We start from the raw sequence: 6,578 nt of genomic DNA on the forward strand, positions 1-6,578 counted from the left end.
AGCCATGCGCGCCGCACACATCCACGACACCCGGCAGCGAAGACGGCGCCGGGTCATCGCATCGCGCGAAAAACTTGACAAACGAACATGAGAGGAACCGGAAACTGCCTCGGGCTGGACCCCGGCCGGACCCTCTCTGGATACCGGGGTCCAGTGGGCCTCAACGCAAAGGGGAGAGCGAGCTTTCCAGCGCACTCTCCCCATCTTGCCTTCGGGATAGCACGATCATGTTGCAGATGTCGAAGGAAAAAGTGTTGCAACACATTGGAGTCACTGCGCATTCAGGCGCGCAGCGATCTTGGTCAGCGCCAGCTGCCAGCGACGCCAGGCGGTGGTGCGGTCGCAGCCGAGCTCGCCGCTGATCTGCTTCCACGGCACGCGGGCGGCGCGCGACCAGACCAGCTTGCGCTCCGCCTCCTCGATCCACAGCACCCAGTCGAAGGTCTGCTCGAGCCGGGTGATCGCGGCGGCCGAGGGCCAGACCCGCATCGGCTGGGGTTCCATCGCCGCGATCTCACGGCTGGTCCGCACGATGTCGGGCCAGGTGTTGAAGTAGCCCTGCGCCTTCACCGGCGGCAGCTTGCGCAGGGTGCGGAACGCCTCCTCGAAATGGTCGGCGACGCAGTCGGCGGTCCAGTCGCGATCAGCCATGGCGCGCCTCCCTGTCGGAAGGGCGCGGGCCGTAGAGCTTCTCGCCCAGCTGGCGGACCAGTTCACGCTCGGGCCAGGTGAGGCGGTCGTCATCGGCGGAGACCGCGAGGACGCCCTGTTCCTGCCAGCCCTCGCGCTTGACCTGCTCGGGATCCCGGCGCCGACCGCCGTAGCCGTGGGGATGCCATCTCATGCGACACCTCCCTTCGTCTCGATCGCCCAGAGCAGCAGCGCGATGGCGTCGGCCTCGTTGTCATCGGCCGGGCTGAAGCCGCGGGCGCGGACGGCGGCGACCATCGCGGCCTTGTCGGCGTTGCCCTTGCCAGCGGCGTGGCGCTTGATCGTGCCGACCGGGACGCCCTCGTAGGGCACGCCGCGCAGCTCGGCCCATGCAGTCAGCGTGGCCATGAGCCCGCCGTAGATGTGGCTCGCGTCGGTGCCCGCGTGGCGGCGGACTTCCTCGAACCAGATCGCGGCGACTGGACCGGACAGCCGGTCGACCTCGGTCAGCCAGTTGGTGAAGCGCAGGTAGCGCATGCCGCCACCGTCGAAGCGGCCGGGGCGCAGCGAGACGGTGCCGCTGGTGATCAGGCCGTCATGGCCGCGGATCGCCCACCCGGTCGAGGTGCCGAGGTCGAGCGCGAGGATGCAGCGGTTGCGGGGCGTGTCGAGCGGCAGCGATTCAAACCTTGCGCCGTCGCAATTCGGGATCAGAGTCGGCTGAGCCATGGTGGGTCTCCTTTGCCGGTGGCCTGTGGTGGTGGAAGACGACGGCGGTCTGGTGCTTGGCGGTACGGGGCCGCCGTCGTCGGATCGGGAAGCACAACAGACCGTCACGGCGGCGCGCGCGGCTGACCCGGACGTATGGGAGGAGTGGCCAACCCTGTGGGGTGGCCCTCCCATACGTAGTATGGGGGTTTGACACCTAACTGTTCCGAGGAGGGCAAGTGGCTGAAATCATTGCGGAATAAGACTTCATGAAGTCTTCGGGCATGAGTTTGGGACCTAACTCTTATTTGCCCGTAACCCGTTGATTTCGTTGAGTGCACAGTTGGCGCTGTCATATGAGTCAGGCCTCACTCATATGAGTGAGGTCGTCTTCGAGCCCCTCCGGGTAGACCCAGACGGCGGGGTTTTCGACCTGCAGGCAGAGCCCGGACTGGGGGCATTTGAAGTGGCTGGGCAGGACCGGACGGGCGGTTGTGGTGACCTCGCCGGTGGCCGGATCGACATGATCGGCGGGCGCGCCGAACTGCATGCCCTCGACGCAGAGATAGCCGAACCGCGACCGGGTGACGGGGAAGCCGAACCCCGAGGGGTCGCGCAGGAACTTCACGAAGCCCTTGGTCGCCAGCACGCTGAGGCGTTCACGGATCGTGTGCTTGCTGCCCAGACCGCCCCGGTTCTCGAAGGTCTCGGCGAACTGCATGGCGGTGTAGAGGCGCTCGCTCGCCGCCTCATCCAGCAGCATGCCGAGGATGACATCGTGCTTGCGCAGCCGCTCGGCATCGAGTTTGGCCCCGACCTCCTTGCGCACCAGGCGCTCGTTCAGCGGGTTCAGCTCGACCCACTCGCCCTTCACCTTGTCGATCAGCTTCCCCGGCAACGCGGGGCCGTTCCGCAGTTCGATTTCCAGCCTGCGGACGCTGCTGTCCTCGTCGGGCCGGTGCATGAGCAGCCCCGAGGTGTAGAAGCCGCGCAGCGCGCTGGCGCCGGAGAGCGCGAGGAAGGGATCGTCCTTGACCTGATGCTTGCTGGCCTTGCGGGTATGGTGGGCGAGGATGACGCCCGTGTCCGGATTGACCGCCTCGCGCAGGAGCTCGACCCGGTCCTTCAGGAAGAACATCATGGCGGTGTTGTCGTTTTCGCCGCCGCCCTCGGGGCCACCGTCGAAGAGGTTGCGGATCGGGTCGATGACGATGATGTCGGGCGGCGCGTCGGAGAATGCGGCCCGGATTGCCTCGGCCACGCGGGCGACACCCTCCGCGTCGAGCAGCAGCTTCAGTTTCGGGGTGGCCACGAAGGTGTTGCGCGCGGCGACGATCACGGCGGCGGGCAGCGCGATCTGCTGCATGCGCTCGCGCAGGTAGTGATACTGGATCTCCGCCTGCAGATAGAACACGCGCAGCGGCCGGGGCGGCGTGAAGCCGAGGAACGGCACGCCCGCCGCCATGTGCACGAGCCAAGAGATCAGGAAGTCGCTCTTGCCGACCTTGGGCGCGCCGCCCAGCACCAGGAGCCCGCCCGGCGTCAGCACGCGCGGCCCGATGATGTCCTCGGGCATCGGGCTCGTGTCGTCGAGCAGCGCGCCAAGGCTGAAAGTCGGCAACGGGCTGGCCGGGGCACCCGCGTGGGCCGCGCGCAGGAGCGGCGGACCGTTGCGCTTCACATGCAGCTCCCAGAGCCGTTCGGACTCGGCCATCAGCCGATCGAGCGGCCAGGACGGGCGCAGCATGGCGGCGTTGTAGCCGCAGATCGCCTCCCAGCCCGCGAACGGGTCGAGGCGGCCCTCGTGCACCAGACGAACGTAATGGCCGATGGCGGCGCTGGCCCCCTGGAACCGGGACCAGTCGTCCACCGCGCCTTCGCGCACCGGCGTGGTGAGCACAGCGTCGATGCCGGGCTTCGCGGTCGGCGCGGCAACGTCGCTGGCGAAGCCCACGCCGGGCAGCGGCGGCATCTCGGCGACCTTTTCCGCGAAATCGGCAAGATCCACTTCGACCGAGCGATGCTCGCGGATCTGCACGAGGCGTTGATGGCCGTGCTTGTGATAGACGGTGCCTGGCACCCGGATCGGCTGGTGCGCGGAGCGGAAATGCGTGTCGCCGCCGACCTTCACCGCGATCTCGCCCCGCAGGCGACAGAGGGTGGCCAGGTCGTCGCCTTCGGCGGGCTCGGTCAGTTTCCACCAGACATGGAGCTTGGCCGCGCCCTCGGGCGTCCGCCCACCGCTCTCGATGATCAGCGTGGGCGTGCCGAGGTGGCGGGTGACATGGTCCAGCTTGGCCGGGATGTCGCCTGCGTCGAGATCGACGACGATGGCCTGCATCTGCAGCACATCGGCGGCGCGGGCCTGGCCCTGTTCCTCGACCGTGCCGGGAATGACATAGACGGCGGCGCCTTCGCGGTTCGCCCATCCGGCGAAGGTTGCGAGTTTCTCGGGCGCAGTGTCGTCGGCCGGGATCCAGATGTTGTGCGGCTTGCCGTCCCGGCCCTGACCCTTGTCGACGAAGCCGCGGAGCGGGATCAGCCCCTCGCACCAGCTGAACACGGTGTCGAGGAAGACGGCGATCTGCTCGGGGTCGGGGTCGCAGCCGAAGGGGTTCTCGGACGGAGGCCCGTCGTTGAAGTCCATCCACGGGTTGAAATGCAGGACGCCGTCGTCGCTCATGCGGGAAGCCCCCAGCAGCGCTCGGTCCACGGGCAGAAGCGGCATTCGAAGAAGTCGGGCGTGGTGGCGACGCGCGGCAGAAGCTCGCCTGCGTCGGACGCTTGCAGGATCCGCACGCCCCGGTCGGACATGCGCTGCGCGAGATCGGCGTCGAAGGGCACCAGTTCGTGGTGCATCTCGGCCGTGTCCTTGTTGATCGCGGTGAAGAGCGCGGGCGCGGCGCTTATGCCGGGCACGCTGGTTTCCATGTAGGCCTGATAGACCGCGATCTGGGCGGCGTAGACCGGCTTCGACTTGGTCACGCCGTCCTTGACGCAGGCGCGCCAGTTCTTGGCGTTCATGGTCTTGCATTCCCACAGTGCGGGAACGGCCAGACCGAAACCCTCGGGCCCGGCGGCGATGATACCGTCGACATGGCCGCGGATGCGCCCGCCCGCGACGGAAAAGCCGAACTGGCCGCCATCGGGCCGGTTGCCCTTCCGGGTGTAGAGATCAAACCCCGCGCCGCGCAGCCAGGCGACGGCCAGATCCTCGAGGGCGTGGCCGATGCCGAAGATCCGCAGCGACTGGCCGCTGAAGTCCTGGCCCTCGTCCTTCGGCGTCGCCGTGAACTCGAACTGGAGGGCGCGCTCGCAGGCATGGCCGAGGCGCGAGCCGCCCAGATAGTCGCGGGGCGGCCGCATGGCCTGATCGGCGGTGAGCGCCTGATCGACGGCGGCGTTGACCCGGTCAGCGAAGCTGGGGCGGCGGTTATAGTCCAGCATGCTGTCCTCCCTCGTAGCTGCGGTGGGCGAGCCCGTGGCAGGTCGAGCAGAGCCATTCGACCGAGAGCGGCGCGTCATAGTCGTGGTGATGCGCTTCGAGGTCGGTCACGCAGCCACATCGCTGACACCAGACCGGCACGACGATCCGACAAGCCTTGACGGCACGCCTGACGATGCTGTGGGCCCGATATTTCTCGGCGTGGCGCAGGCGATAGCGACGCTGCGCCTCCCGATGCTTCTCGGGATTGCGGAAGTTCTGCGCATAGGCGCGCTGGTATTCCCGGCGGCAATCCCGGCACCAGGTCTGCCGACCATCGGGACTGAGCCGGCGGCGTCCGAACTCGCAGACGTCCTTCTTGACGCCGCATTTCGTGCAGAGCTTGGTCAAAACGGCACCTCTGGCGTCTGCGCCCGGGCGATGTCGGACATGGCCTCGCGGAAGCCCTCGACGGCTTCCTCGATCAGCGCGCGCACCTGCGCCTCGGTCAGGTCGGCAAGCGGGGTGGCCCAGCCGATCTCGTCCATCAGCAGCGCCACGCGCTTCATGGTGGCGGTGATCGCGGCGCGCTCTTCCTCGGTCAGGTCAACCATGGCGAAACGCTCCCGCGCCAAGTGCGTCCAGAAGGACTGGCAGGGCATCGAGCAGAACCAGACCGAGGGCCGGCGCCGCTTCGACCGGTGCGGATCGAACCAGCCAAAGCCACGGGTGGGTTGCCGGCAGACAGCACAGAGCGTCCCACGCGGATGCCAGAGCCGCCGCCGGTCCGCGGCCGTGATGGGGGTGGATGTGGACATGGGTCATGCCGCCCTCCGTTCGGGCCGGGTGGCCGTGTCGATCAGCTGGCGGATGGCGCGCTTGTTGAAGCCGAAGGTCATCAGCGCGGAGGCGCGGTAGCGCGTCAGCCCGAAGTCGTGCCGGCACTCGGGCGGCAGGTACTGAAGCTGCTTTTCCGTGGGCGGCTGGCGCAGCCAGGAGCGGGTCTTGAAGGCGCTTTCGTCGGTCTCGTGGGTGTTCAGCCAGTCGTCCGCCTGCGCGAGGCAGACCGTGCGTTCGCCCACGCCCAGCAGATGCGGGCGCTCGCCCTTCGCCCCGCCGATGGCGTACCAGACCCCGTCCAGCCAGAAGATGCCGCCCCAGGCGGCGAAGCCCGTGGCCATCAGCGCGTCGTCCGTGCCGTAGAGGTCGACCCACGCGAAGCTGGACCGCTTCAGCAGGTCGATCTCGGTCATCATGAAGCCCGAGAGCGGCGCGGCGGCCCCGCCTTCGCCCGCATCCAGATCCTCGCGCGGGAACGCCTCACCGCAGAGCGGGCATTCTGTGGCGGCCAGCGGAATCTCCGCCTCGCAGGCCGTGCAGGTCTTCGTCGGCGCATCGCCGGTCTCGGTCTTGCCGTCCAGATCGACATCCTGTTCCAGCGTGCCGTGGATCGTAAGCGTCCGGCCTCGCCGCTCTGCCGGGTCTGCTGAAGTGTCGATAGTGTCCATGAAGGGATGATGGACACGATCGGAGGCGTTTTTGGGCAAGCGGGGCCGGCGTCGGATCTGGACGGACGACGAGAAGCGGATGATCTGCGCGCAGACGCGGCTGGCCGGGGTTTCGGTGAGCCAGGTTGCGCGGCGCTACGACGTGAACACCAATCTGGTCTTCACCTGGCTTCGCGATCCGCGCTTCGCCGGGACGGCGGAGGATGAGACCCCGTCGTTCCTGCCGGTCGAGGTCGTCGGGGCTGCGCCGGCGCCAGCGGTCAGGGCGGCGGCCGAAGGTCGGGTCG

The 6,578-nt window shown here is 68.1% G+C and carries 8 protein-coding genes and 1 pseudogene; 1 reads left to right on the forward strand and 8 read right to left on the reverse strand.

What is annotated here, in order from left to right; all coding sequences use genetic code 11:
- Positions 1–270: 270 nt before the first annotated feature.
- The 8 genes from BM064_RS25880 to BM064_RS25910 form a co-directional block, all read right to left on the reverse strand.
- Positions 271–651, reverse strand: coding sequence for a DUF6362 family protein (locus tag BM064_RS25880; RefSeq protein WP_092866278.1), 381 nt, complete (start codon positions 649–651; stop codon positions 271–273).
- Complete coding sequence (locus tag BM064_RS25885) at positions 644–844, reverse strand: hypothetical protein (protein WP_028720215.1); 201 nt, start codon at positions 842–844, stop codon at positions 644–646. Before BM064_RS25885 ends, BM064_RS25880 begins: the two co-directional genes overlap by 8 nt.
- Positions 841–1,380 (reverse strand): hypothetical protein, encoded by a 540-nt coding sequence (locus BM064_RS25890; RefSeq protein WP_245779300.1) that lies wholly within the window; start codon positions 1,378–1,380, stop codon positions 841–843. The genes BM064_RS25885 and BM064_RS25890 overlap by 4 nt, the downstream gene beginning before the upstream one ends.
- Before the next feature lie 340 nt (positions 1,381–1,720).
- Positions 1,721–4,042 carry an AAA family ATPase gene (locus tag BM064_RS25895; protein WP_245779301.1) on the reverse strand — a complete coding sequence of 774 codons (2,322 nt, stop codon included), beginning with the start codon at positions 4,040–4,042 and terminating at the stop codon, positions 1,721–1,723.
- The gene (locus BM064_RS25900) at positions 4,039–4,806 is read right to left on the reverse strand and encodes a hypothetical protein (protein ID WP_092866284.1); all 768 of its coding nucleotides are present in this window, start codon (positions 4,804–4,806) and stop codon (positions 4,039–4,041) included. Before BM064_RS25900 ends, BM064_RS25895 begins: the two co-directional genes overlap by 4 nt.
- Entirely contained in the window at positions 4,793–5,194 is a 402-nt protein-coding gene (locus BM064_RS27240; protein ID WP_139206505.1) for a hypothetical protein, read from the reverse strand. Before BM064_RS27240 ends, BM064_RS25900 begins: the two co-directional genes overlap by 14 nt.
- Positions 5,191–5,397, reverse strand: coding sequence for a DUF6511 domain-containing protein (locus BM064_RS25905; RefSeq protein WP_045683641.1), 207 nt, complete (start codon positions 5,395–5,397; stop codon positions 5,191–5,193). Before BM064_RS25905 ends, BM064_RS27240 begins: the two co-directional genes overlap by 4 nt.
- A 207-nt stretch (positions 5,398–5,604) precedes the next feature.
- Positions 5,605–6,291 (reverse strand): zinc ribbon domain-containing protein, encoded by a 687-nt coding sequence (locus BM064_RS25910; protein ID WP_245779302.1) that lies wholly within the window; start codon positions 6,289–6,291, stop codon positions 5,605–5,607.
- A gap of 79 nt (positions 6,292–6,370) precedes the next feature.
- Here BM064_RS25910 and BM064_RS28245 point away from each other — a divergent pair.
- Positions 6,371–6,578: pseudogene (locus BM064_RS28245) on the forward strand (IS66-like element accessory protein TnpA); the annotation flags it as partial.

It is taken from the genome of Albimonas pacifica, from assembly GCF_900113695.1.
Lineage (GTDB): Bacteria > Pseudomonadota > Alphaproteobacteria > Rhodobacterales > Rhodobacteraceae > Albimonas > Albimonas pacifica.

What these genes read in the sequence shown, in the direction of transcription:
- BM064_RS25880 (WP_092866278.1), bottom strand. Translation starts at nt 651, where the DNA reads ATGGCTGATCGCGACTGGACCGCCGACTGCGTCGCCGACCATTTCGAG.
- BM064_RS25885 (WP_028720215.1), bottom strand. Translation starts at nt 844, where the DNA reads ATGAGATGGCATCCCCACGGCTACGGCGGTCGGCGCCGGGATCCCGAG.
- BM064_RS25890 (WP_245779300.1), bottom strand. Translation starts at nt 1,380, where the DNA reads ATGGCTCAGCCGACTCTGATCCCGAATTGCGACGGCGCAAGGTTTGAA.
- BM064_RS25895 (WP_245779301.1), bottom strand. Translation starts at nt 4,042, where the DNA reads ATGAGCGACGACGGCGTCCTGCATTTCAACCCGTGGATGGACTTCAAC.
- BM064_RS25900 (WP_092866284.1), bottom strand. Translation starts at nt 4,806, where the DNA reads ATGCTGGACTATAACCGCCGCCCCAGCTTCGCTGACCGGGTCAACGCC.
- BM064_RS25905 (WP_045683641.1), bottom strand. Translation starts at nt 5,397, where the DNA reads ATGGTTGACCTGACCGAGGAAGAGCGCGCCGCGATCACCGCCACCATG.
- BM064_RS25910 (WP_245779302.1), bottom strand. Translation starts at nt 6,291, where the DNA reads ATGGACACTATCGACACTTCAGCAGACCCGGCAGAGCGGCGAGGCCGG.